Annotated in this window: 18 protein-coding genes and 1 pseudogene; 1 reads left to right on the top strand and 18 read right to left on the bottom strand. The window is 57.1% G+C overall.

Features of this window, described 5'->3' with window-relative positions:
• Position 1: 1 nt before the first annotated feature.
• Together BMY54_RS01340 and BMY54_RS01335 are read right to left on the bottom strand one after the other, a co-directional pair.
• Positions 2 to 1,396: a TIGR01777 family oxidoreductase gene (locus BMY54_RS01340; RefSeq protein ID WP_093429649.1), complete on the bottom strand. Its 1,395-nt coding sequence runs from the start codon at positions 1,394 to 1,396 to the stop codon at positions 2 to 4.
• A gap of 86 nt (positions 1,397 to 1,482) precedes the next feature.
• Positions 1,483 to 2,163 (bottom strand): hypothetical protein, encoded by a 681-nt coding sequence (locus tag BMY54_RS01335; RefSeq protein ID WP_175559539.1) that lies wholly within the window; start codon positions 2,161 to 2,163, stop codon positions 1,483 to 1,485.
• Here BMY54_RS01335 and BMY54_RS30780 point away from each other — a divergent pair.
• Positions 2,063 to 2,343: pseudogene (locus BMY54_RS30780) on the top strand (DUF6124 family protein); the annotation flags it as partial. The gene BMY54_RS01335 and the pseudogene BMY54_RS30780 overlap by 101 nt on opposite strands.
• Before the next feature lie 3 nt (positions 2,344 to 2,346).
• Here the strand turns inward: BMY54_RS30780 and BMY54_RS01325 are convergent.
• The 16 genes from BMY54_RS01325 to tssH form a co-directional block, all read right to left on the bottom strand.
• Positions 2,347 to 3,714, bottom strand: a complete 1,368-nt coding sequence (locus BMY54_RS01325) for a lysozyme inhibitor LprI family protein (RefSeq protein WP_093429967.1) — start codon at positions 3,712 to 3,714, stop codon at positions 2,347 to 2,349.
• A 46-nt stretch (positions 3,715 to 3,760) separates the two neighbouring features.
• Positions 3,761 to 4,450, bottom strand: coding sequence for a hypothetical protein (locus BMY54_RS30775; RefSeq protein ID WP_256573764.1), 690 nt, complete (start codon positions 4,448 to 4,450; stop codon positions 3,761 to 3,763).
• Between the two features lie 546 nt (positions 4,451 to 4,996).
• On the bottom strand, positions 4,997 to 5,770 hold the full coding sequence (locus tag BMY54_RS01315) for a hypothetical protein (protein WP_093429647.1): 774 nt from the start codon (positions 5,768 to 5,770) through the stop codon (positions 4,997 to 4,999).
• Positions 5,767 to 8,901 carry a glycoside hydrolase family 19 protein gene (locus tag BMY54_RS01310; RefSeq protein WP_093429646.1) on the bottom strand — a complete coding sequence of 1,045 codons (3,135 nt, stop codon included), beginning with the start codon at positions 8,899 to 8,901 and terminating at the stop codon, positions 5,767 to 5,769. The genes BMY54_RS01315 and BMY54_RS01310 overlap by 4 nt, the downstream gene beginning before the upstream one ends.
• Complete coding sequence (locus tag BMY54_RS01305) at positions 8,898 to 9,902, bottom strand: SEL1-like repeat protein (RefSeq protein ID WP_139213372.1); 1,005 nt, start codon at positions 9,900 to 9,902, stop codon at positions 8,898 to 8,900. The genes BMY54_RS01310 and BMY54_RS01305 overlap by 4 nt, the downstream gene beginning before the upstream one ends.
• A gap of 38 nt (positions 9,903 to 9,940) precedes the next feature.
• Entirely contained in the window at positions 9,941 to 11,977 is a 2,037-nt protein-coding gene (locus BMY54_RS01300; RefSeq protein WP_093429644.1) for a type VI secretion system Vgr family protein, read from the bottom strand.
• A 28-nt stretch (positions 11,978 to 12,005) separates the two neighbouring features.
• Complete coding sequence (locus BMY54_RS01295; protein ID WP_093429643.1) at positions 12,006 to 13,007, bottom strand: serine/threonine-protein kinase; 1,002 nt, start codon at positions 13,005 to 13,007, stop codon at positions 12,006 to 12,008.
• A complete protein-coding gene (locus BMY54_RS01290; RefSeq protein WP_064389582.1) occupies positions 13,004 to 13,732 on the bottom strand; it encodes a PP2C family protein-serine/threonine phosphatase in 729 nt (242 codons plus the stop codon). Before BMY54_RS01290 ends, BMY54_RS01295 begins: the two co-directional genes overlap by 4 nt.
• Positions 13,732 to 17,271: a type VI secretion system membrane subunit TssM gene (gene tssM / locus BMY54_RS01285; RefSeq protein WP_093429642.1), complete on the bottom strand. Its 3,540-nt coding sequence runs from the start codon at positions 17,269 to 17,271 to the stop codon at positions 13,732 to 13,734. The genes BMY54_RS01290 and tssM overlap by 1 nt, the downstream gene beginning before the upstream one ends.
• 13 nt (positions 17,272 to 17,284) lie before the next feature.
• Positions 17,285 to 18,160: a type IVB secretion system protein IcmH/DotU gene (gene icmH, locus BMY54_RS01280; RefSeq protein WP_007920301.1), complete on the bottom strand. Its 876-nt coding sequence runs from the start codon at positions 18,158 to 18,160 to the stop codon at positions 17,285 to 17,287.
• A gap of 5 nt (positions 18,161 to 18,165) precedes the next feature.
• The gene (gene tssK, locus BMY54_RS01275) at positions 18,166 to 19,497 is read right to left on the bottom strand and encodes a type VI secretion system baseplate subunit TssK (RefSeq protein WP_007920300.1); all 1,332 of its coding nucleotides are present in this window, start codon (positions 19,495 to 19,497) and stop codon (positions 18,166 to 18,168) included.
• 2 nt (positions 19,498 to 19,499) lie between these two features.
• The gene (tssJ, locus tag BMY54_RS01270; RefSeq protein ID WP_007920299.1) at positions 19,500 to 20,000 is read right to left on the bottom strand and encodes a type VI secretion system lipoprotein TssJ; all 501 of its coding nucleotides are present in this window, start codon (positions 19,998 to 20,000) and stop codon (positions 19,500 to 19,502) included.
• 5 nt (positions 20,001 to 20,005) lie between these two features.
• Positions 20,006 to 21,202, bottom strand: a complete 1,197-nt coding sequence (tagH, locus tag BMY54_RS01265) for a type VI secretion system-associated FHA domain protein TagH (RefSeq protein WP_034152083.1) — start codon at positions 21,200 to 21,202, stop codon at positions 20,006 to 20,008.
• An 18-nt stretch (positions 21,203 to 21,220) separates the two neighbouring features.
• Entirely contained in the window at positions 21,221 to 21,361 is a 141-nt protein-coding gene (locus BMY54_RS01260) for a hypothetical protein (RefSeq protein ID WP_003229566.1), read from the bottom strand.
• Between the two features lie 93 nt (positions 21,362 to 21,454).
• On the bottom strand, positions 21,455 to 22,975 hold the full coding sequence (locus BMY54_RS01255; protein ID WP_093429641.1) for a sigma-54 interaction domain-containing protein: 1,521 nt from the start codon (positions 22,973 to 22,975) through the stop codon (positions 21,455 to 21,457).
• A 10-nt stretch (positions 22,976 to 22,985) separates the two neighbouring features.
• Positions 22,986 to 25,643: a type VI secretion system ATPase TssH gene (gene tssH, locus BMY54_RS01250; protein ID WP_093429640.1), complete on the bottom strand. Its 2,658-nt coding sequence runs from the start codon at positions 25,641 to 25,643 to the stop codon at positions 22,986 to 22,988.
• Positions 25,644 to 25,649: the final 6 nt, after the last annotated feature.

Raw genomic sequence — 25,649 nt, 5'->3', positions numbered from 1 at the left:
CTCAGGTCAGATCGCGCAGAGCGGCGTCGAGGGTTGGATAACGGAATGTGTAACCGGCGTCGGTCAAACGCTGCGGCACCACGCGCTGACCGTCGAAGAACAACTGCGCCATCTCCCCCGCCATTGCACGCACTGGCGCGGCGGGAATGTGCAACCACACCGGACGCTTGAGGACCTTGCCGGCCTGCTCGGCGAACGCTGCCTGACTGACCGTTTCGGGCGCGACCATGTTGTAGGTGCCGCGCAGAGTGTCGTCGTTGAACGCCCGCGCGATCACCTGAAGCACATCGTCGCGATGCACCCAGCTCATGATCTGCCGACCATCACCCATGCGCCCGCCGAAACCCAAGCGGAACGGCAGCAGCAACGGCGTCAACGCACCGCCCAAGCCAAAGACCACGCCAAGACGCAGCACCACCTGACGCACGCCAAACTCAGTGGCCGGTTGCGCGGCAGCTTCCCAACGCGCACAGAGTTCAGCCATGAAACCGTCGCCCTTGCTGGCGTGTTCGTCGAGACTTTCGCTGGCATCGCGCACGCCGTAGAAACCGATGGCCGAGGCTTGAATCCATAGCGCGGGTTTGTGCTTGGTGTTCTTCAGCCAGGTCATCAGCGCTTCGGTGGTGCCGACTCGACTGGCGAGCAGTTGTGCCTGACGCTCGGGAGTCCAGCGTGGGCCGGCGACCGGTGCGCCTGCGAGATTGATCACTACGTCGAAGGCTTCGTCGTGGCTGATTTCGCTGAGCGAATGCACACAGCGGACGCGGCCGTTGAACAGATTGGCCGCGCTCAACGGATCGCGCGTCAGTACGCTGACCGAGTGGCCCGCGTCGAGTAATTGATTGACCAAGGCTTCACCGATAAAACCGGTGCCGCCGGTGATCAGCACGCGTTTGAAAGCGCCACCGGCAAACGGGTTGGATTGGCTCGGTGCCTTTACTGAAGGGGATTTTCGGCGGTCATGCCGATACAACCAGAACAGCGGCGGCAACAACACCAGCAACGCAAAACCATCTAGCCACAGGTGCGACCAGACCTGCTGTTGCGCTGAAAGCCACATGTCCTGCGGCGCCCATAACAGGATGCCGGCGCTCAACCAGCCCCAGACTGCCGGGGCTTTCAAGCGATTGCCTAAGTGCACCAACGCGAGCATGTACAGCGAATAACTTTGCAGCGTCGCGCCGAACAGCGCGAGCCACCAGACTTGTTGTTCGTGGCCGGCAGCGGGTACCACATCGGCGCCCCAGAATGCGAGTTCGAGTGTGTGCAGATAGCCGTCGAGTAATCCGGAATGACCCGCCCAGGTCAGGGTGAGGCCGGCGAGAATGTGCACGATTGCGGCGGCGTATAGCCAGAGCACTAACGCGGGGCGAAGCGAGGTCGAGGGGGCTGGCATTCCGAGTCCTGAGCGCATTCCTTGGGGGTGGGGAGTTTAAAGGAAAATGGGGGTTTTCAGTCGCTCGAACACAATACGTTTTGTCGCTATCGCACTGAGTGAGCGTCAATCAAGACGAGCAGCTCCTTCAACCTAGCAATATCCTCCTCATAAAAGGCATTACATTGCGTCACGACCACATATTCATAGCCGGTCGCTTTTTCATGGGTGCTGCATACAATCCCCGGACCTTCCCCGCCATCCTGCCTTCCATACACGACATCCCGCGCATCCGTCAGCACCCAGCCTGCCATTGCCAATTTCGTCCTGGCTGATTCAGGAAGTCCATCGAAGTGCATGATTGCCTCAGCATTCGGCAGCTTGACGAGCAAGTTGTATGGCGACGATAAAGAACTCATTCCCACGGTTTTCGTGACTTCGGCGAGGTCCTTACCCCGCACGATAAACGTGGGGAGGCCGTCTAGATCACCTTCATAAGTTGACTGATGAAGTGGCGAAAATTTCAGGACTTCAATTGCGCCCTTGCTGACACAGCTGACGAGCTCCAGCATTGGCTGAACGTCATGAAACTCGCAGGTGGACTCTTGAGCAAACAATGTCGGTGATAGAAGTGTCGTGCAGAATGCGAACACCCACCTCAAACAAGATTGGGGCAAGCTCAACTGAATGCCCCTGTACGCATTTCCATTCACTGAGCCACCTGCTCCAATACATTCAATTGAATCGCTGGAATCCAAGAAATTCCACAAAGCCGCCGAACGCGCCATCGACCACCACGTCAAACTGCCCACTGAACCAAACGCAACACGCGAGACCGGCCTCTTTAGCCTCTCCCCGGCACCGACGCCGAAGCACTCATGGCCAACGCCTCCGAAGACCGCCTGTCCATAAGCGTCATTGCCTCAGACCTCGCCGACGACCTCCACGGCTCCCGCCGCTCGGTTGCACATTTAGTAGCATTTGCTCGGAGCTATTGGCTCAATCACTTCCGACCGAAGTCGCTTAGCAGCATCGAGACCTGACTCGTATCCCTTGTCGGCGGCTAGCTGATAGCAAGCCAAGGCACGAGGAATATCCTTCTCGCCGAGATCGCCACTCTTCCAATAGTCACCAAGCGCGACAATTGCATGCGCTGACCCCATGGAGCCGGCACGAATAAGCTCTTTCTCAACATCAATTGGCCGCTGGCACGGTCCGCTTCCGGCCGTTTCATTGCCAAAACAATAGAAGCTTGCCAGACCCTCAGCGCCTCCTGGTGAATTCACAGCTGCTGCTTTGAAAAGAGCCTCAACTTTGCTGTATTCCAAGTGCGGAGCCATACCCGACAGACTCAGCCTAGCCGCAGACTCACTGGAAATAGGATCGCCTGAAGCAGCTGCACACAGGTAATTTTCCAAAGCCGCTTCAAAAAGCTCCACTGTGAGTCGATATTGCTCAAGACCACCCAAACTAATAAACCCTTGTGCACGCTGTGAGCAGAAATTTTCCTCACGACTCAATGAGCGCGTACTGGCTACAGAAAGCTCCTTTTCGGGAATCGACCAATCCTCAACCCCCTCAAGCGTCCAGCAGGCTTTACGCGAAAAGTTGAAGATCTTGATATTGCTGTTTCCGGCACGTTTATCCACAACGTCAACGTGACGATCATCCACCTTCTCGACTTCTATTCCTTCGACTTTCCCATCTGGCACCGCAGCCATTAAGGGAAACGCCATCTCGCGCCCCACCACTGCAGTGACGTGAGTCACTATCCGTCCTATATCCGACGTCCCCTTCAACACCAATAGCTTCACGGCCTGCGCAGTTAGTCGCTTCTGCGATTCGGCATTAGCGGAGAATGCTGGAAGAAACTGTGCAAAGTCTTGCGTAGGGCACGAGCCACGTCCAATTGTCGGGCCACTCCCGGTATCGGACGCGATATTGTCCAAAAACACTGAACGGTCACGACTCATACTGGCGATGCAATTGTTCACCGCTGCCACATGCGCCGAAGAGCCCCGTTCCGTCTCCAACGCATCGACCTGGCAATCAGTATCGCGCAGTTTGATCCAGGCGCGCTGAGCCTCCTGAACCGTTGCCTTTTGGCTCGCCGCAAGAACTGGATCAGTTTGATACCCACCTTCGAGCCGAACCATCAGTTCTTGATAACTGGTATTCAACTGCTTATCTGCAGCAGCCTTGGCACTCACAGAACATCTTTCACTCTGAGAGTTCGTAGTGATATCGGCACATGCATCGTCAGCAAATGCATGTCCCCCCAACAGAGATAAACCACCAATCAGCACGGCGGGCAGCACCGGAATAAGATATTTACTCAAGGCAAATTCCAACAGTATTTTGCGAAAGTGTATTTTTAAGTCGTGCTTATTCTTCAAGGGAGATAGCCATTTTCAGAGTAGATCCATTCAGATAAACGACTGCTTCGCGCCCATTGATATCGACAGGAGTAGGATTCTGGATCATTCCTTCATCACTAGCCTTCGCAATTTTTGTTAACGTCTTATCCGCAACATTGGCACGCCAAATAGTTTCATCACCATTCTTGAAATAAAACGTCGACCGTGACCTGCTCCAAATCGGAGCATATATATTCCAACCGGCCTCGGGTCGACCAGCCTGAGCTATCGTTTCATACCCTGAGGTGTGCGAGTAGTACGCTTGCAATTTTCCATATTCACCACCCCAACCGAATGTCAAACCACTAACAGCATTTTCATCAGTATTTGGCCACTGCTGGAACAGCAAACTGCTTTCCACTGGCGGGGATTTTGAACCGAGCTTATAAACCATCCCCCGCAGCTGATTCTTGGAGAGCTGCTGTCGATAGTAAAACGCCCCATCCATGATTCCCGCGAACCTTTTCCCTTCGTCGTTTGAACCCAAACTCAAAGCACCATCAAAACCGACATCTTTCGCAATCGTGTGCAATACCGGCCTGTCGTTGCGATCAACGTACTCATATAGATTACCCCGGTACGCAATAATCGCCGCATCAAAATGCCCTTCAAACACGATGACATGCAACATGCCTGAAATTGTTTCAGCGGAGATCAAAAATCGTTCGACAGCCCCTTTTCATTGGGAAGCCATGCTAAATCAATGACCCTCCATGAGCGTTCAAACTGTGTGTACGGTTTATCACCCAACATTAACTTAATATCTTTCTGAGTTGGCCTAGGCGCAATTGGAACCGGCGACAGAAAGCGTATCTGCCGAACATAAGAGTCCTCTAAGCACTCCACTGACTCACAAGAATTACGCTCTGACTCAAGCAAGTCACTTTCGATTAATTGAAAAACCCGCCGACTTTTTATCGACTTGAAGATTTCACTTAGCTTTTCATCCATTGCGGACAAAGAAGGAGAAAGACAAATCTTCCTTTCTACGTCCGTCGAAGCTTTGCCACAGTCGAAACTCGCAGAAAATGCCACCGAACTGAAAAGCAAAAAGGCTAACGGTAAAAAGCTAGGGAGCGAATATATATTTTTCATTGACTCACGCTATCAGGCATTGAACTTCGCAAAGCGGGTTGCGAGATGCTTGGGGCGTTCATTTATCCGCCGCTTCATTTGTTACCCTCTTTGCCAATGCTCGACGACATCAACATCCACCCGCATCGCCACACAAGATCCATCCGCGTATTTCTTTGCCTTTCGGTGTTTTAAAAATAATCGAAAGCCAGCCAGCCTCAACAGCCTCCTGCTGAACCCTATCCCCGGAAACCAAATACATACGAGTGACATCGTCAAAAACTGGAGAGCTATAAATTTTAGCTTTTTTATTTATTGTCAGCTGAACCGGCACACCTTCATTCCATTTAGAAAACGCTGGAGTCGCAAGTTTATTACTAACAGACAATTGATCCTTGTAAGGAAATTCATACATTAGATTCTGGTAATCGTCTGCCAATATATCGCCACCCTCACCAAAATATTTGGAGACTCGCTCATCCCTTGAATAACCACTCTCGCTCTTTTTGTAAACATGCACACTGTAATATTCACCAGAATATCTAACTCCGGTGTCTGAATGTATTCCCACACTGTGTATTACAAAAAGCTCTTTCTCGGAACTACCTTTAACATCAGAAAAAAATGCCGAGCGGACTTTTCCTGTATCTGCCAAATACGGTAATTGCCCAACGAGCTTCTTAGATTTGCTCAAACAATCAACATAGTTAACATCAATACCCACTTGATTGTTCGAATCTTCACTGCTCGCCTCATCCTCTATAGGAACGAGATCAAAAACAATCGCACCGTCTTTTGTCGGGATCGAATGGTACACTTTACTCTCAGGGACCTCGCAAGCTAGCGAAGCCACCGAAGACAGGCCAAATGAAACTAATAATGAAAATTTACATAAGCGCTTCATAGCGAACAGCCCCCGAACACAAGCTTGAATTTCTCAGCAACTTCTTTAGTAAACTTCTCTCGCTGATCAAGTTCTTTCAGCCCAGAGTTGATAATCCTAGTCACAGATTTAATCTTCGCATCTACATCGGGAGAACTTGCATCCGCAAGTGCACCAATGCCTTTCGCCTTCCAAAACCATAGACCAGACTCTATTGCAACCCTCATATTGTCCTGTACCAGGTTCGGATTAGCATCGATACTGACACCTATCGCTACAGCACATTCACGATAGTTAGCATAGTGGGTCAAATGAAGAAGGCCTCGTCCCCTATAGTCGTTATGAGGGTACTGATTGCTACCAAAGCTATGTTTACCATACGCTGGATCGTTTGCAATCAGATGCTGATCTATATACTCAAGCTTCTCTTCTCTGGTTAGTGACATCCCCAGCCTTGCAAAACCATCATTAATAGCGGTCGGCGCCATTCTATAGAGTTTCTCGGCTGTGTAGCTGCGACGAGTATAATTTAAACTTTCCCTGAACGCAGAAAATTGAAAAGTCTCGTGCTTACCCTGCCCCATTATATGAAATACCTGAGCACAGGTATTTACTCCATATTTAGGGAAAAGCTCGTTCGCCACCATGACAAACTCACTTACAAAAGCATCCGTTACGGAGGATGGACAAATACTCCGCATCAATGCATTTGTTAACGCTATATTACTTCCACATTTTTTGCACATATTACTGCCGGAAGAGGCCATCATATTCCCAATCAACGCGACTGGATGAAAATGCCATACAACTCCATCGCCTACCCCTTTAGATTGTATAGCTGGATCATCCCAAAATATTAAACTATCTATTCGTTCTTTTTCGTGTTTTAGAACAGATGGGTAATTTTCTAGCAACGTATCCAACCGCGCCCATTTGGCAGAGTCCGACTTAGATTTCCACTCCGTAGGGTGATATGCAATGAGCTTTGACCAATGATCCCTGAACTCCCTATTCTTAAGTGCAACCGGAAAATCTTCGGGAGTAACTTTTTGATCTTTATTACCAAATCTATCCAAGTCCTTATATAAGACCTGGAAGAACTCCGGCATATCATCAGGATCCAGAAAACCATCAGAATTTGAATTTGATTCCTTAACGATGCGAAAGCCTAGTTTTTCCCAGTCGTGCTGACCAAGAAGCTCCGCCCCTTCTTTTTTGAGCAAACCCGATTTGTTTTCTGAATTATCAGTTACGGTTACTTCGTACCATTCTTCAGTGTCCTTATAGAGAACAGTTTTCCCAAGCTCCACAAAATTTTCATTCGAAATTGTCACAATTCCGGTTAGAGGAGGCTTACTTTTTAAAGTCGTATTCGGTGGCAAGTGCAAGTATTGCTTGCCTTGCTTCAAAGATGCCTTATTTTTCAGAAAGTCCTCAATTCTCGGATCTGATGAAAAAATTTCCACATGAACTTGATAGTTTCTGGAAACCCCTCCATCAGGACCTGCCAATGTTTCATTTAAACCAATAAAACCGATTGTGTCACCTGCCTTAATTGCCGTGTCCATCGGCACAACCTTATCAAACTCCGTAGGAACCAACCCCTGCAATTGAACATAAGGCTTTTCAACACAGGCCCAAAAAGTTGCTGGGACAGGAGTAGAATGGCTTTTCAAACCGGTTGTAGCACCGGAAGTGCTCGGAACAAAGGAACATTCCGCCATTTTGTAAAGCTTAGAGCCAATCTTCAGGCTAAAAACTTTACCGCTATCAAATTCTATTACGCTATTTGTACAAAGCACTAAGTCTTCATTTTGTCCCAGACTATTTATTTGTCTAATTGCAGCCCCGGCTAAAGCGCCGTGACTTTGCGGCGAGGGCGCTGCCCGCAGAGTAAGTCCTGTCCCGGTAACTACAGCTCTGACTTTACCCTTCCAATAATCTGGCTTCTTCCTCTCTGGCGCAGTTATGGCGCTCCAACTCGCACTTCCATCACCTCGTGGGTAAGCAATACCGTTTTGTTTGTAGGCGAACCAAAAATCTTGCCCTGGTGTACGCCCTCCTACACTACCCTTAATAAGTTTTCCTTTTGCATGAATATGATCAGGGTGTTCTTCCAGTATTTCTATTTCAGTCCCAGCGGAGATCGATCCATATTCGACACAGCCGACTGCACCGTTAATATCGCTACGCGCCTTAAACCCGCTGGCCACCATTTTTATTTTTGGAGTGCCAGACTGCTCGGGATCATCCGCGTATCGCTGATAAGGTAACAAATGCATATACAGACTATAAAATATAAGCTCATTGCTAGCATTGGGAGTCACCTCCTTATTTGGAGGTGATTTATAGTCATGCCTTACAAGGCAAAACGAATTCGAGTACTTTAGTGCTTCTGTAGTATTTGAAGCTTCAAATGCAGTGGCTAGGTAATCCTCATTCAGACGGTAGGCAACGACGACACCGTCGCCAATACAGCGAATAGGCTCATCTCGCATACACTGCGGAGCAGTTTTATGTGAGATATGAATACCACCATGCCAAAAGCCGTGATTTCCTAATAAGAAATTTCCGGAACTTTCGCTTTCCAAGGCTTTAAAAACTTCCTCCGAATCTTTGAACTGTGTGCCATCAGCCTTTCGAAACGGATATTGAAAATTCATTAAAGGCGCGGGAGCCGTTGGAGCGGCTGCAGGCGCGGGAGCCGGCGCAGGTTCTGGTGCTGGTTGCGCCCCCCTAAATTGAGGTTTCGGCCGCAGCACCTTCTCTGGCATTGGCCAATACCCGCTGTCCGGGCCATAAAGGGCTGTTTTCGGACCTGCAGATTGGGAACCAAAAAATTTCCCTGGCGTCAACGCAGTACTGAGATTTTCAATAACCCCCGTGTGCCCGTGAAAATTAATCCAAAGTGCAATATCACCCGGCTGGGCGCTCGCGACCGGAATCTCATCGAAATGCTCCCGATCAGTATTAAGCATCGATGTTGTGCGGTAAGGAATTGTATATCCGGCGTCTTTCATGATTCGGTAAACAAGACCTGAACAGTCGATTTCCTTCTTGCCGTTGTTATTTACATCCGTTTCGCCCTTATGCGGACCGTACTCGTAGCCGCTGCGATATGGATTCAGATGCTCAAGTAGCCCAGTACTCATCGGAAGCTTCCTGCTTTAATACATTGAATTGAATGATTCGTGACGACGCCTTCGGTCGCCAAGCGTTCAACAGAGGGCTTGCTGGACTCAGGGTCTTTTTTTTGAGCTTCTTGATAACACGCCATTGCTCGCGGTCGATCCGAAGGGACGACGTTGCCCGTTTCGTACACTTCACCCAGTCGAAGAAGTGCTTTGGTTGAGCCACGCTGCGCAGCACTTTCCAGCGCAGCTATTGATTTTTCAGGGTTGGTACACGGACGTTCATAGTCGTATTCACCCTCATCGCAATAGAACCTTGAGAGCGCCAAACCTGCATCTGGAATGCTTGTTGATGCCTGAATAAAAAGATCCAGGATCTTGGCATTCTCCAAGCGCGGCGCTTGCCCGGAAAGACTGATCCCGGCAGCAGCAACGGCAGCCTGGGCCGAACCTTTCCGAGCACCATCTAAATAGCTATCCAATACTGCGGCATACAAATAGATGCCAGATTCGGGAGAAGCCTTATTAACGAGCCTGTCAAATATGACGCCTTTTTTGAGTTCTAACTCACCGGGAGCTAGTTTCTCAGACTGAGTGATCTCTTCCATGACCGCATCGATTGCCCAGTCCTCCAATCGATTCAGAGCCCAGCAATCACTGTGTTTGAAGACGAAAATCTTCAAAAAATGGCCCGCCTCATCACGGACGACTACTCTGTTCGGCTCTTTGATTTCAATAGTGAGATCAGATTCGGCAGCATTTTCCGGAAGCAATACCTTCAACTCATCGGCGGCAATCATGCCTAAGCTCCGCTCGACAACCTTCGGTATTTTCCCATCAGCTGTTACGTGAACATATTTCACAGGAGACGCAATAAAGGCTTTCTGTATCTCTGGCTCAGATGAAAAGGCTTTGACGAAATCACCAAAATTGCCGCTTGGGCATTGGGCGGTGCTGGACGAAGAAGCAAAGGCCCCCGAAGTCATCCCCCAGCACAACAAAACCATCGAAAACCACTTCATCTGCCTTACGTACCTGTTTGTTGTCATCACGACACTCATCACTCAGAAAACACAAAAAAAGCCTTCGGCTTAACCTTCTCAGACGGCGAATTCCCCAACGCCTGATCCATCAAACTCCCCGCCTTATCCTTATCCGCCGCCCCCGGCAGCACCGGCGGTTTAATCCCGATCCCCGTGCCGGAACCAGCCGAGCCACCAGCATTGATCTTGATCACCGGCCCAACCACCGTCACCCCACCGCCATCAAGCTTGATAAAGCTCCCACCCCCAAGAATGGTCAGCTCCGTCCCAGCCTCAATAACAATCTTGTCCCCAGCCTTGAGATGAATTTCTTTCCCAACACTGGTCAGTTGCGCAGTCCCCAGCTTCACATGCTGGTTCTGCCCAACCGTCAAATGATCATCCAGCTTCGCTTCAACCTTGCGATCGGAGATCGTGGTGCGGTGTTCTTCAGCCTTCAGCTCGGTGTAGGTGTTCTTCACCACCGTATCGTGACGTTCATTACCGACCCGAATCTTCTGGTCATGCTCAACGTTTTCATCCCAATCGCGCTGGGCGTGGATGTAGATCTGCTCCGCACCCTTTTTGTCTTCAATACGCAGTTCGTTGTACCCACCACCACCCGGTGAGCTAAGCGTTTTGAACACACTGCGAGTCTTGTTCGCCGGCAGTGCGTACGGCACCGGGTTTTCCTTGTGGTACAGGCAGCCGGTCACCAGCGGTTGGTCGGGGTCGCCTTCGAGGAAGGTGACGAGGACTTCCATGCCGATGCGCGGGATGCTGATGGCGCCGTAGCGGTCGCCGGCCCAGGAGCTGGAGACGCGCAGCCAGCAGCTGGTTTTGTCGTCGGCCTGGCCTTCGCGGTCCCAGTGGAACTGGACTTTGATGCGGCCGTATTGGTCGCAGTGGATTTCTTCGCCTTTGGGGCCGGTGACCATGGCGGTCTGGCTGCCGAGTACCCGCGGTTTCGGGTGTTCGAGCGCCGGGCGGTAGAACACGTCCCACGGGGTGGCGAGGAAGGTGTTGCGGTAGCCTTGGTGGAAGTCGTCTTTATTGTCGGTAGTGTCGCTGGTCACGCCTTCTTCGAGGACTTGCGGCTGTTTGCCTTCGTGGAAGAGTTCGGTGAGCAGCCACAGGTCGTTCCACTCGCTGCGCGGGTGGTCGGACATTTCCATGAAGTGGCCGCTGACCAGTTTGGTCTGGTCGCCGCGACCTTCGGCCTGGCGGTAGTCGGCGCGGTGGCGTTCGAGGGCGCGCTGGCTGAGGAACTTGCCACGGGCGCGGTCGATGAAGCGGCCGGGGTAATCGTAGTCTTCCAGATCCGGCTCAGTGCTCTCGCCTTCGGGTTTGTACGCGGCTTCCATTTGCAGGCGCGGTTTTTCGAAGTCGTAGTCGCGGCGCGTGGTGCGGCTGGTGCGGGTTTCCAGGCGCAGCTTGAAGCCTTTGATCACCGGTTCTTCGGCGACCATGCCGCTGCCTTGCACGTAGGCGGTGGGCTGGCCGAGTTTCTGGAACACGGTCTGGTCGTCGCCGAACACCAGCAGGTGACCCTTGTCGCTGTGCTGGAAGTGGTAGTGAATGCCTTCCTCTTCGCACAGGCGCTGGACGAAGTGCAGGTCGGTTTCGTCGTATTGCACGCAGTAGTCGCGATCCGGGCACGGCTGGCTGAGCTGGAAGCTGTAGGCGTTGCCCTTGATGCCGTGCTCTTCGAGGATCAGCGCGATGATTTTCGGCGCCGACATCTGCTGGTAGATGCGCTGGTTGGTGCGGTGATGCAGGTATTGGAGTTGCGGCACCATCGACACTTTGTAGCGGGTCAGGCGCTTGCCGGCATCGCCTTGGGCGACGCGATAGATCTGGCCGTGGATGCCCGAGCCTTGTGGATCGAATGCGAGAAACGCCTGCTTGTGCAGCAGTTGTTCGAGGTCCAGATCAGGATTTTCGCTGACCAGTTCGAGGTCGAAACGAAACGGCTGGCTGATGCCTTCGGTGCCGGTGAACGACAGCACTTGCAGGTCGCCGACGTAGTCTTCGACCTTGAGGCTGAAGTGGGTTTCGTTAGCTGGGTTGAACATAAAGTGCTCCCTGTTCGAATGTCATCCGTTACGCCCGAAGTCGCAGACGTTGCAGCCAGGACGAAGTGGCGCCCAAGGCGTCACGCAATTGTTGGGCAGTGATGGTGCGTTCTGCCGGGTTGAAGCTCAGCGCGGTGCGCAGCGCTGGCCAGCCTTGTTTGGGTAAATTCGCCGGTGCTTGCAGTTCGCGCTCCAGGTGCTCGTCGCGGGCCTGGGTCGAGGGCAAGCGGCGGAACGGGTGTTTACCGCCCGCCAATTCATAGATCACGCAGGCCACGCCGTACACGTCCGCGCTGGCCGACAACGGTTGGCCCTCAAGCAGTTCGGGGGCGGCGTAGCCCGGGGTCCAGGCGTTGAAGCGTTCGCGGCTCAGGTGCGGCAGGCCGGGCATCACGCCCTCCTCTGCCTGACCGAGGCCGAAGTCGAACAGGCGCAGGCCGTCTTCGCTGAGCATGACGTTGCTCGGTTTCAGGTCACCGTGCAGCACGCCGCGACCGTGGGCGTAGGCCAGCGTGTCGAGCAGCGGCAGGACGATGTCGCGCAGTTCTTGCCACGGCAGGCCGAGGGGCCGCTCGCAGAGCAATTTGTCCAGGGTCAGGCCACGCATGTATTCCATGGTGATGAAGGCCCGCTGGCAGTCGGTGTCGACTTCAAAAGTGTGTGCACGCACGACGTTGTCGTGGCGCAGGCGTCGGGTCAGGGCGAACTCGCTGTAGAGCAAGGCACTGGCGTCCGGCGATTCGGCAAATTCTTCGCTGAGGATTTTCAGCGCAATGTAAGGATCGGGATCACCGAACTGTTCGTGCAGCAGATCCCGCGCCCTGTAAACGGCGCCCATGCCACCGGCCCCGAGCAGACGCTCGAGGTGGTAGCGACCGGCGAGTACATCCGGCAGTGCACCGATGCTGGCCTTGGTCGGCGCCAGCAAAGGTTCTGCTTTGTTCTCCTTGGCGAAGGCGAAGTAGGTCAGGTTGTTGGCCTGCTCTTCGCTCATCAGCAAGTCATCGACTGAGGATTCGATTTCAGTCATTGGCGGATCACCACGGCTGTCAGGTTGTCGCGCGCGGCGCCACGCAGAGCGCCGTCGAACAAACGTTCCAGCGCCACGTGCGGCGCGCTGAGGCTGAGGGCGGTGCCGAGGGCATCGCTGCTCAGGCCCTGATACAAACCATCGCTGCAGAGCAAAAACGCATCGCCCGGATAGACCTCGAGTTCGAGGACATCCAGGGTCAGTTGTTCAGCGGCGCCGACGGCTCGGGTCAAGGCCTGAGCCGCCGGGTGCGCTGCCGCTTGTTCGACGCTCATTTGCTGTTCGTCGATCAATTGCTGTTGCAGCGAATGGTCCTTGGACAGCTGATACAGCCGCTGCCCACGCCACATGTAACAACGGCTATCACCGGCCCAGATGCAGGCCGCGCGATTGCCTTCCACCAACAGCGCCACGACGGTGCTGCCCATGATGCTGTCGTGACGTCCGGCGGTGACCGTCAACTCCTGCCCCAAACGCCGGTTCAGCCAGTGCAGGCACTGGCGGATGGCTTTGAGGCGTTCGTCGAAGTCCTCGTGTTGCGGCAGTTCAGCCAGGCTGGCGACGATCAACTGGCTGGCGATGTCGCCACCCTGATGACCGCCCATGCCGTCCGCGACCACCCACAGCCCCTGCTGTGGCGAGTCGAGGAAGGCATCTTCGTTGCGCGCCCGCACCTTGCCCGGGTCGGTACGCGCCGCGCTGCGCCAGGCACTGGCCACCAGCATCAGAGCTGCACCGGCATACGGAAGGTGCGCAGTACGCCCATGTCGAACGGGTTCGGCGTGCGCTGGCTGGTCAGCAGGTAGTTGGCGCGCAGGCCACCTACATCGGCTTTCAGCACCAGCACATCGCGACCGGTCAGGTACTCGGTCTGCATCAGGTCGAACAGACGGAACAGCGACCATGGGCCGGAGTTCTTCTCGATGCCGATCGGGCGACCGGCCATTTTGTCCATGACCAGACTGGTACGACCGTCTTCAGCATCGGTCGGCCATTTGAACGACATTGGCAGGATCGGACCGTGGCGGTATTCCATGGTCTTGTCGCCGAACTTGAACTCTGAACGGCTGACCGCCGGGTCGAGGGTGTACGGCTCCAGTTTGAACTGCACGGTCGGCTCGGCCGGGTTGATCGAGAAGAAGCTCTGACGAATCGTCAGCGCCGCCGCCATCTGGTCCAGATACATTTTCGACACCGGCAGGCTGTGGCCGTCGACGCTGCGCATGCGGTAGTTGCCCGGATCGCCGCTGACGAACGGACGCAGGTAGCTGTCGAAGAAGCGGTCGACGGTACCTTGAGCGCGGAAGAACTCACGGAAATCGCTGATCGCTACGTCGCTGGTGCTGCTGGCGCTGAACGGATAACGCTTGCTGATGGTTTTGCCATACACGCTGTACAGCTCGTTCTGATAACGGCCGTTCAGGTATTGGTAAGCATCGTTGAGCACCAGACGCCACGAGTCTTCGGCCAGCACGTTGAACCACACGCTGAGCGGACGCGGCAGACGGCTGGAAGCATTGCGCAGGTTGGTCAGCGCATCACGCTGGCCGCTCATGCGGGTTTTCGCCATTTCGAACGCGGCTTGTTCAGGTGTGCTGGAACGGGCCAGACCGGCGAGTTGCAGTTGCAGGTCGTTGAGCGCGCTCAGCGCAGGCGTCAGATCCGCCGCCGGGCCGTTGTTGTCATCGAGCAAACGATGCAGCGGTTCGAAGCGGCGTTGCAGCGACTTCTTCGCGGTGTCCGGCAGGGTCTTCGCCACGTTCAGGGCCGAAGCCTTGTCCGCCACGGCAGAGGCCAGTTTGCCGACTTTACCCAGTTTGCCTTTCTGTCCGGCCAGTGCATCAGCAGCGTCGCCAGCTTCTTCGACAGGATCTGCAGCGGCCTGGAAGCGCGTGTTCTCACGCACTTCGGTGAGCAATGCCAGCACCGGCGAGTTGGCCGAGGTCAGGCCCGCCAGTTGTTCAGCGCCTTCACCGGCGTCGCTGATTGGCGGCAGGGCAACCTGGCCAACGGCTTCGCTCCAGTAGTTGGCGTAGTCGCGGAAATACAACTGCTCCAGCTCGACCATCAGACGACGCAAGTCCATGTCGCTGATGCCGGCGCCTTCACCCAGCACCCAGTTGTCACGCAGGATGTCGGTGACCAGCGCCGAACCCTGTACCGAGAAGTACTGCTGATAACCGGTTTGCGTGTAGAAACCCGGGATCACGTATTCGGTGCCGATAAACAGCGAGCCTTGTGGGCCGAGGTGTTGGCTGAAACGATAGTCCGGCAGGTTGCGCGCCTGCTCGCGGAGCATGCGGTAAACCACGGTGGCCAGCGATTCGCTGCGCAATACCTGACGCGCCTGAGTGACCAATTGGTCGTTCAGCGGGTAGATAAACGGCTGCTTCAGCAGGCGATCGAGGTGCGCACTCAAACCGTTCTGTACGGCGGTGTTGCCGGTATAGCGCGTCGACCAGTCAGTAGCGACCCAGTCCTTGAGCCACGCGGCATCGCGACGATCCTTCATGTTCAACATCAGGTACGCGCGCAGGCTGTTGAGCAGGCGGTCGCGGTCCTTCATGTTGGCGCGGATCTGCCCTTCGAGCATGGTCGCCACTCGTGGCAGCAGTTGCTTTTCAAGCTCGCGCTCGTAAGCCTCTTTGACCACTGGATTGACGTCTTCACCCTGATACAGACCGCCGCGTTCGTGGTACGAAACGTCGCCCTTCTTCGGAAAGACCTGGGTTGCGGCGTAGCTGGTGTCGAGGGTTTTCAGCACGCCCATGGCGTCATCACGCGGCGACAAAGCTGTGCGCTGCTGCGTCCAGTTCTGCGCCAGATTGCGCAGGTTTTCCAGACGCTCGTAGTTGGCCGAGAAACCGCCCGCCCAAAGCATACCGAACAGTGCCAGCGAAGCGAGTGCGCCGACGTACAGCGCACGCTGGCCCCAATGGATGCGGCTGCGTTCGCGCTTGTCCAGACCGGCCAGATCGGCTTCGGGGAAAATCACTTGGCTGAACAAGTGATGGATGAAACGCGAACGGCCGCTGCGCAGGGTCGGCAGCACGCCGGCGCTCATGCCGAGGCTGGCGCCGATGCCGGCGGTGGTCGCATCCATCTCTTGAGTCAGGTGCGGCGCGCTGGTCAGGTAGAAACCACGCAGTTGCGTGGCACGCTGATAACGGTTGCCAGTGAACGCCATGTCGACGAACAGGCACAGGCGCTCGCCGATCTGCCCCAGTTGATGCGGGAAGTCGAGGATGCGGCCACGGCGCTGGGTATCGCGCTCGGAGTGCATGCGCATGATCACTTGACTGTTGAGGCGACGCAGCAGTTCTTCGAACTCGTTGCGTAGCACAGCAACGTCGGTGCCGACCTGATCCTTGCGGAAACTGGTGCCGAGCACTTGATCGCTTTCTTCGCGAGTCAGTTGATCGAAGAACTCGTCGAAGCCGAGCAGCTTGTCAGCCTTGCTCAGGACCAGGTACACCGGCACGTCGACGTGCAGTTTCTGATGCACGTCTTGCAGACGGCCGCGAACCTGGCGTGCGAGGGTATCGATGTCCTGCTCACTGCCGCCAAGCAGGGTTTCCACCGGAATGGTCACCAGCACGCCGTTCAACGGACGCCCGCGACGGCGCTTGCGCAGCAGTTCCAGCAAGGTGGTCCAGGCGCTGCCGTCGACTTCCGCGTCAGGCTGGGTCATGTAGCGCCCGGCGGTGTCGATCAGCACACCGTGGTCGGCGAAGTACCAGTCGCAATGACGGGTGCCGAGGGTGTCGCGGGTCAGCTTGCGGTCGATCTTGTTGATCGGGAATTCCAGACCGGAAAAGTCCAGCAGGCTAGTCTTGCCGGAAGCCTGCGGACCGATCAGCAGGTACCACGGCAAGTCGCTGCGCCAGCGCTCGCTGCGGCCGCGATACAGGCTGGAAGTCTTCAGGGTTTTCAGCGCGTCTTTGAAACGTGCCTTCAACTCCTTCTGTTCTTCGTCGATCAGCTCTTCGCGGCGAATGCGGTCCTGGCCGTCCTCGCTTTCTTCCTCGGCTTTCTTGCGAATACCCGAGCGCCAGCTGACGAAGACCATGGTCAGGCCCCAGATCAGAAACAGCACAGCGATGGTCAGCAAGCGAGAGGTCGAGCTCTCCCAGAACTTGTAGTCATCAACCGCCAACAACGGGCCGACGAACCACACCAGCAGCGCCACGAACAGCACCAGCAGCAAGGTCCAGACCCAGGTCTGGCGCAGGAAGGCGCCGACTTTCTTGAAAAACTTTTTCATCACACGTCCCTGTTTACGGCTGCGACTGCGGTTGCACCGCGGCCGGATCAAGCGGCTGATAAGGTTGCAGAACGGTGTCGCGCTGCTCGCCCAAGACCCAGGCGAAGCCCGAATACATCACCACCAGGCAGACCAAAGTGAACAACACCACCATCCACGCCGGCACGATGCGCACCAGGTTGCGACGCTGATCGTTCAAGCCTTCCCAGTGCGGCGACAACTCGCGCGGCACGTCGCCACGCAACTGACGAATCTGCCGGTACAGAGCATCGCGGATGCCTTCAAGTTCGAGCATGCCGCGTGCCTGAACGCGGTACTTGCCCTCGAAACCGAGGGACAGGCACAGGTACATCAGCTCGAGCATTGGCAGGTGCTTGACCGGGTTTTTCGACAGGCGATCGAGCAACTGGAAGAACTTCTCGCCACCGAAGGTTTCGTTGTGGAAGCTGCTCAGCAGGCTCATCTGCGACCATTCGCTTTCGTTGCCCCACGGTGTGGTCACGACAGCTTCGTCGACCACGGTGCAGAGCACGTAACGCGCGGCCATCACCTGGCTGCTCTCGGCGCCGTTGTGCAGGGCGCGTACTTCAAACAATTTCAGCCCGGCAGTCAGACGCTCGTTGAGTGCGTACAAGTCTTCGCGGGTTTCGCTGTGCTTGAGACGCACCACTTCCGAAAGCAGCTCGGACGAAGCAGCGACCAGCGAATTGAGGCTGATGTTGAACGCTTCTGCCGGGCGCAGGCGCGCGGCGTAGATCATGCGTTCTTCCAGTTGCTCGAAACGCGGCGGCGCGGCGAAGTCGGTCAGCGGACTCGATGCCGGTCCGTGGCCCTGACGATCGAGCAGGACGGTTTTGTCGTCCTGGTTGTAATCCGTTTCCTTGATCATGTCGGTCAGTTCCTGATGGCCCAGAATTTCAGTTCAAGCTCGGCGAATTCGCCGGACACATGGAACGCGAAACCGCCGGAGCGCTCGAGTTGTGCCAGGTCTTCGGAACTGAGTTCGAGGATGAAATAGGTTTTGTTCGAGTGGAACGCGATCTGCCGCGGGGCCACCGGCAACGGTTTGACCTTGATCCCCGGCAAGTGCAGGTTGACCAGTTGGCGGATACGCTCCACCGGGCCGACCTTGAGGTGCGCCGGCAAACGGTGGCGCAGTTCTTCGGAGTCGCAGTTGGCACTCGCTGCCAGCACGAACGACGCCGAGCCGAGCAGTTTGTGGTCGTGCAACGGCGAGACGATGATGCCGTACTGACGTGCTTGCAGGATCAGTTCGATGGCGTGCTGCTCGAGCACCATCGACAGCACCTGGCGAATCGCTTCCATCAGTTTGCGGAAGCTCCCACCCTGATCGGCGTGGGAGTAGCGGCTGTCCAGGCGCGGGCGTTTGCTCTCGCCGGAAAAGGTCGCCAGATCGCCGAGCATGGTCAGCAGCGTGCGGTACAACTCTTCCGGGTGCACTTGCTCCAGGCCGAGGTAGTGGCGCAGCAGCAGTTCGGTGCGGTTGATCAGTTGCAGCATCATGAAGTCGCCGACCTCCGCGCCGCCGACCTTGCCGTTTGAGCGAATCCGCTCGGCAATCGTGTCGCCACGGTGGTTGAGCATGCTGATGACTTCTTTCAGGCACGACAGCAGATAGCTGGAGGCGTGGGCCTGAATGTAGGTCGGCACGAAATCCGGGTCGAGGCTGATCACGCCGTCCGGCGTGGTGTCGAGCACGTCGCAGATCTTCAGCTTGACGTAGGCCTGATCGCTCTGCTGCTCGCCGAGCAACAGTTTGAAGTCCGGGCGACCGCAGCTGACCTGGCTGGCGGAATCGTCGCCGGCGTTGGAGTCGGCCACTTCGGCGTCGTACGCGGTGTAACGCGCGAGCACGTCGGATTGCTCCGGACGGCGCGACTCGATGTGGTTACCGGTGACCAGCGGCAGCGCCAGGTAGATCGGCGTGTTGCCGGTGTTCGGCGGTACGTCAAGCGCCAGCGGCTCGGTGTTGCCACCGAGTTCGAACAGGCTGCCGTCCGGCAGAATCCCCGAGGCTTCACTGATCACCAGTTTGCCCATGTTGAGGAACTGCAAGTCGATCTCCAGATTGAGGAAACCCCAGGTGTAGCCACCCAGCAATTGGGTGCGGGTTTTCATCTGGTGATCGTAATAGCGATCGTTGTGCTGGAAGTGCTGCGGCCGCAGCAGCATGCCTTCCTGCCAAATGACTTTATGGGTATTCATGATCAGTCATCCGCCTTGGCGAGCACTTGATTGGTGTTACGGATGCCGGTCTGGTCCAGAGTCAGATCGACTTCGGTGACTTCCAGCGGAGTGATCTGAACGGTGTGGCGCCATTGGGTGTCCGGCAAGTCGCGGTAAGCGGCGAGAACGCCCACATAAAGGCTGCCCTCTTCCACCTTGAGCTTCATCTCCACAGTTTCACCCGGGCGCAATTCGAGTTCTTCGCTGGCCACCAGATCCGGGTTGAGGGATTCCTTGGCGCGTTCGTACAGGCTGAAGAAGTCAGCGTTCTCGAAGGTCACCGGGTGCTTGAGTTCGAACAGGCGCACGACGATCGGCGACGGCCGACCGTTGAGGTCCGGGTTGAGCTGATCGCTGCCGGTCAGCTTCAGGTTGATCTTGGTCACTTTCGAGTACGGCGACAGCGACGAGCAACCGGCGAGCAGCACCAGCACGGTGAGCGCAGTCAGCGTCTTGAAAAAAGCGGTCGAGCGGCGAGACATGCGCATCATCCTTGGTGGTCGGTGTGGAGGGTGGAGATCAGGCGGATCTGTTCTTCGTAGGCCTGGGCGAAGTCGCGGGCCAGCAGACGCTCGCTCCAGTCATCGTCCTGACGCAGCGCCTGGTGATAGCGGCCGAACGCTCTCCAGCGCCCGCCCGATGTCGCGATCAACGGCTTGTTGTCACGCTCGAAACGCAGGGTCAGTTGCTCCGGCGAGAAATGCTCCAGCGTGCCGCGCACGGCGGCGCGGCTGGCGGTCAGCAGTGCGACTTGATGCGCCTGCAGATCGCGGAACGCACGGGAGATCGCTTGCTCGGCCGGCAGATGGCCGGGCTTGCTTGGCTGCAACAGAATCTGCAGGGCTTCGCTCGGATCGACGGCGAATTTCAGCGGATTCTTGTTGGTGCCTTGCACGGTGGTCTGGGCCAGACGCAATTCGTTTTTCAGCTCCGAGCGGGTGCGCAGGCTCTGCTGCAATCCGCCGATGCTTTGGCGCAGCAAGCGCGCCGCGTTCAACGCCAGGGCTTCGCGTTCGTCGTGGCTGAGGCCTTTGACGTCGACGCCCAGCGCCGCACCGAAATGATCCCAGAAACCTTCGCTCTGGCGCTCGACGGCTTTCGGTGCCGGAGCGGGCTCAGGTTCGACCGGAGCGGCAATCAGCTCCGGCACCATCAGGCTTTCCATGTCGATACGTGCGTAGTCGGCACGCTGACGGGAATCCTCAGGCTTGGTGTTCGGCGCCAGCAGTTCGTCGATTTCCGAGTACACACGCTCTTGCTGCTCGAGAGCATTGAGCGGGTCGAGATCGAGGAAGGCATCATCGGGAATGATGCTGCCAGCGGCGCGTGGGCGGCCGACTTCGCCATCGAAGGTCGCCGGGTCACGGACCAAGCGCGCGCGAATCTCGAAGTCACCCAGTACGTAGGTGCTGCCGTGCTCGATGCGCACCGGTTCGCCTTTGTGCAAGCGTGCACCGCTCTCGCCGTCCTGGACACCGTTGCTGCTGGTGTCGGTGAGGAAGAACGTGCCCTCGCGGTAGCTGACAATCGCGTGGTGATTGGACAGGTGACGCTTGCGATCAGGGATGATCCAGTCGCAGTCCTCGCCCCGCCCGATTACGCCGCCGGCCTGTTTAAAGGTCTTCTGGCACAACTCGGTGGGCACGAACTGCTTGGTGTTCAGCATTTCGAAAACCAATTCCATGTTTGATGCTCCTTGCGGTCACTTGCCGCGATTGACCGCTTGCGGATCACCCAACGGGCGATAGTCGTTGTCGTTGAATTTGTAGTTGCCGCTACAGCCGCCAAGGCCGCATAGAACGACGAGGGTCAGCAGGACAGCGTGCCAGTGACGAACAGACATCAGAGGGTCTCCAGGTGTAGACAAAGCACAAAGCGCCGACCCTTGCGGGCGGCGCTGAAATTGGTTTTTGTGGGGATTTCGATGACGTTTTGCCTACCCATCGAAATCTCCCAGATTGATGTTCAGACGGCCGAGCCGATACAGCAGCGTGCGTCGCGGCAAGCCCAGTTCGCGGGCGGCGAGGGTCTGGTTGCCGTCGTTTTTGCGCAGGCAATCGAGCAATAACGTGCGTTCGACCTGCTCGAGGCGTTCACGCAAATTCAAGTGGCTGTTGTCTTCCGGCATCGGCTCCATGCGCAGGGAGAAATGCTCGGCGAGCAACTCGCCGCCCTCGCACAACAGCACCGCACGTTCGACCAAGGCCTTGAGTTCACGCACGTTGCCGGGGAAGTTGTAGCCGGACAGGTGTTCCAGCGCCGCACTCGACCAACGCACCGGATCGCGTTGCAAATACGTGCAGGTCTTCTCGGCAAAGTGCTGGGCCAGTTCGAGGATGTCGCCTTCGCGCTGACGCAGCGCCGGCAGCTCGATCGGGAATTGCGCGAGGCGGTAGTACAAGTCCTCACGGAATTTGCCTTCGCTGACCAGCGTCGACAGATCGCGGTGGGTCGCAGCGATGATGCGTACGTCGATTTTGTGCGTGTCGTTGGAGCCCAGCGGACGAATCTCGCCTTCCTGCAACACGCGCAAGATCTTCGCCTGCAACGACAACGGCATGTCGCCGATCTCGTCGAGCAACAACGTGCCGCCATTGGCCGCATCGAACAGGCCGGCGCGGTCGCGATCGGCACCGGTGAACGCGCCTTTGCGATAGCCGAACAGCTCGCTTTCCAGCAGATTTTCCGGAACCGCCGCGCAGTTCTGCACGATAAACGCCTGGGAACGGCGCGGGCCGCAATCATGAATCGCCCGCGCAACGACTTCCTTACCGGTACCGGTTTCGCCGCGCAATAACACGGTGTACGGGCTGTGCAGGACTTTGCTGATCAGCGAATGGGTCTGGCGCATCGCCGCGCTTTTGCCGATCAAGCCATAGCCACTGATGCTCGGCACGCTGCGCGCCACCGTGGCCGATTCCGCCAGTGGCTGGCGCAGGCGTTGCAGCAAATGCAACTGGCCCAGCACGAACGAGCCGAGCTGGCCGAGGGAATCGGCGAAGCCTTGCAAGTTGGTGCGACGACGGCTGGCGCACAGCAGCAGACCCTCGACAGCCTTGTGCTGATTGACCAGTGGCACGCACAACAGCGACTGCCACGGCGAAACCGCCGCCGGCAGGAAACTGGTTTCGTGCAGGCTGCCGCTCAAGTCGTCGAGGCACACCACGCGGTTCTGGCACAGGGCAAACTGCAGCAGTTGTTCACCGTTGTAATCCGCCGGCAGGCTCGCCGCTTCACGCGGTTGCAAGGCACCGTCGAGGAATTCGGCGTTCATCCCCAGGCACGTGTGGGTGGCGTCGAGCAGATACAGCTGCGTCAGTTCGCAACCGCTCAGCTCGGCCAGACCGCGCACGAAGTCACCCAGCAACGCAGCACCGTCCGCCGCCCGCGACAGACTGGCGAACTGCGCCAGCAACGCTTCGGCATAGACCAGTGGCTGCGGCACCTGAGTGAACATCACACCCACCTCAGGCGAACTCGCACGTCACGCTGGACTCGCCGTCGAGCGTGGCATGCACACGCTTGAGGCTTTCACCGGTGGCCATGGCGTCGAGCAGACGATCCGCAACCAGCGGCAAAACGTGCTGGTCGAGCAAATGGTCGATCAGGCGCGCACCGCTGTCGCTTTGCGTGCAACGCTCGGACAGGTGATCGACAAGGTTCTGGCACCAGCTGAAATCCAGCTGACGACGATTGAGACGCTCGCCGAGGCGACCGAGTTTGATCTCGATCAGCTCGCGCAATACCGGGCCGCCGACCGGGTAGTACGGCACTACTTTCATCCGCGCCAGCAGTGCCGGTTTGAAGTGTTTGCTGAGCACCGGGCGAATGGTTTCTTCGAGCACTTCGGCGGTTGGCCGCGCGCCGTTTTCACAGAGGTCGCTGATGCGGTCGCTGCCGAGGTTCGAGGTCATCAGGATCAACGTGTTGCGGAAGTCGATCTCGCGACCTTCGCCGTCGTTGGCCACGCCTTTGTCGAAGATTTGGTAGAACAGGTTGAGCACGTCCGGGTCGGCCTTCTCGACTTCATCGAGCAGCACTACCGAGTACGGCTTCTGGCGCACGGCTTCGGTGAGCATGCCGCCCTCGCCGTAACCGACGTAGCCCGGTGGCGCGCCGATCAGGCGGGAAACGGTGTGCTTCTCCTGGAACTCGGACATGTTGATGGTGGTGATGAAACGATCACCGCCGTACAGCAAGTCAGCGAGGGCCAGTGCGGTTTCGGTTTTACCGACGCCGCTTGGGCCGACCAGCAGGAACACGCCCACTGGTGCGTCAGGTTTGTTCAGACCGGCAGCGGTGGCGCGCATCGAGCGATCCAGGGCGTGCACGGCTTGTTCCTGACCACGGATGCGCGTGCGCAGGTCGGTGGCGAAACTGGCGACTTTGGCGTTGTGTTCGCGAGCCAGTTGCGCCAATGGCACGCCGGTCCAGGCACTGATTACTTCGGCAACCAGGCGCGGGCACACTTCGAAGCTGACCAGACGCTCCTTGACCTGTGCGGCGGTCAAGGCGCTGTGGGTTTCGTTGAGCTGGGCTTCCAGCGCTTCGACACTCTGGCCTTCTTCGACTTCGGCAGCGATGGTCTCGATCACGGTGCCTTCGGCGTCTTCTTCGACGCTGACGGTCGGCTCGACGGCGGCGGCTTCGCGAGCCTTGGCCAGTTGCTGACGCAGTTCCAGCAGGCGCTCGGCCAATTGCTTCTGTTCAGTCCACAGGGTTTCCAGCGCGACCATTTCGTCTTCGGCTTCGTCGAGACGAGCTTCCAGTGCATCCAGCGCTTCGTGGTCGATCAGCAGACCGGCCTCGGCATCGCGGCGCAGGGCCTGACGCTGACGGCCACCTTCAGCCAGTTCGCCACGCAGGCGCTCAAGGCTTTCCGGGGCAGCGGCGAGGCTGATGCGTACGCGGGCGCACGCGGTGTCGAGGACGTCGACGGCTTTATCCGGCAGTTGCCGACCGGCCAGATAACGTGCGGACAGTTCAGCGGCTGAGACCACCGCGTCATCACGCAGATAGATGCCGTGGCTCTTCTCGTAAACCTGGGCCAGACCACGGAGGATGGTCACCGCTTCACTGACAGTCGGTTCGTGCAGTTGCACCGGTTGGAAACGACGGGCCAGCGCCGGGTCTTTCTCGAAGTATTTCTTGTACTCGGCCCAAGTGGTCGCAGCGATGGTGCGCAACTCGCCACGGGCGAGTGCCGGTTTCAGCAGGTTGGCCGCATCGGAACCGCCAGCGTTGCCGCCCGCGCCGATGAGGGTGTGGGCTTCGTCGATGAACAGAATGATCGGTTTCGGCGAAGCTTTGACTTCGTCGATCACGCCTTTAAGACGACGCTCGAACTCACCTTTGACGCTGGCGCCAGCCTGCAGCAGGCCCATGTCCAGCGACAGCAGTTCAACGCCTTTGAGCACTTGCGGCACTTCACCGGCGGCGATGCGCGAAGCCAATCCTTCGACGATGGCGGTCTTGCCGACACCGGCCTCACCGACGACGATCGGGTTGTTCTTGCGGCGACGGGCGAGGATGTCGACCATCTGCCGGATCGCGCCGTCACGGCACAGCACCGGGTCGAGTTTGCCGTCGCGGGCCTGTTGGGTCAGGTTGTGGGTGAAGCGCTGCAACAGCGATTCGCCCTGCGCGGCCGGTTTGCCATTGGCCGCTGGTTGCTCCTGTTGCGACAGGGCAAATTCCTTCAGGCGATCGATGTTCAGCTTGGCGAGCAGCGGCTGATAACGGCTGCCGGCGTAGCGCATCGGATTGCGCAGCAGCGCGAGGATCAGCGCCGCGTCTTCGACTTGGGTCTGGCCCAGTTCGAGGTTGGCCACCAGTAGCGCGTCTTGCAGCCACTGCACCAGTTCCGGGGCGAACACCGGATTGCGCGATGCACTGTGCTCGACGCGCGATTGCAGCGCAGCGCTGAGTTCACCGGCGTCGACATCGGCATCTTGCAACGCGCGTGCGAGCAAGCCGTTCGGGCGCTCGAGCAGGCCAAGCATCAAATCTTCGACGAGGATCTTGCTGCCGCCACGGGCCACGCAACGCTCGGCGGAACGTTCCAGATCACGACGGGTTTCGGCGTCCAGCGCCTGGATGAGTTGTTGCAGGTCTACGTTGATCATGGCTCA

This window comes from Pseudomonas sp. ok266 (assembly GCF_900110195.1).
Classification (GTDB): domain Bacteria; phylum Pseudomonadota; class Gammaproteobacteria; order Pseudomonadales; family Pseudomonadaceae; genus Aquipseudomonas; species Aquipseudomonas neuropathica.
Note: the sequence above shows the minus strand (reverse complement) of the source record. Positions and strands in the feature narration are given on the sequence as shown.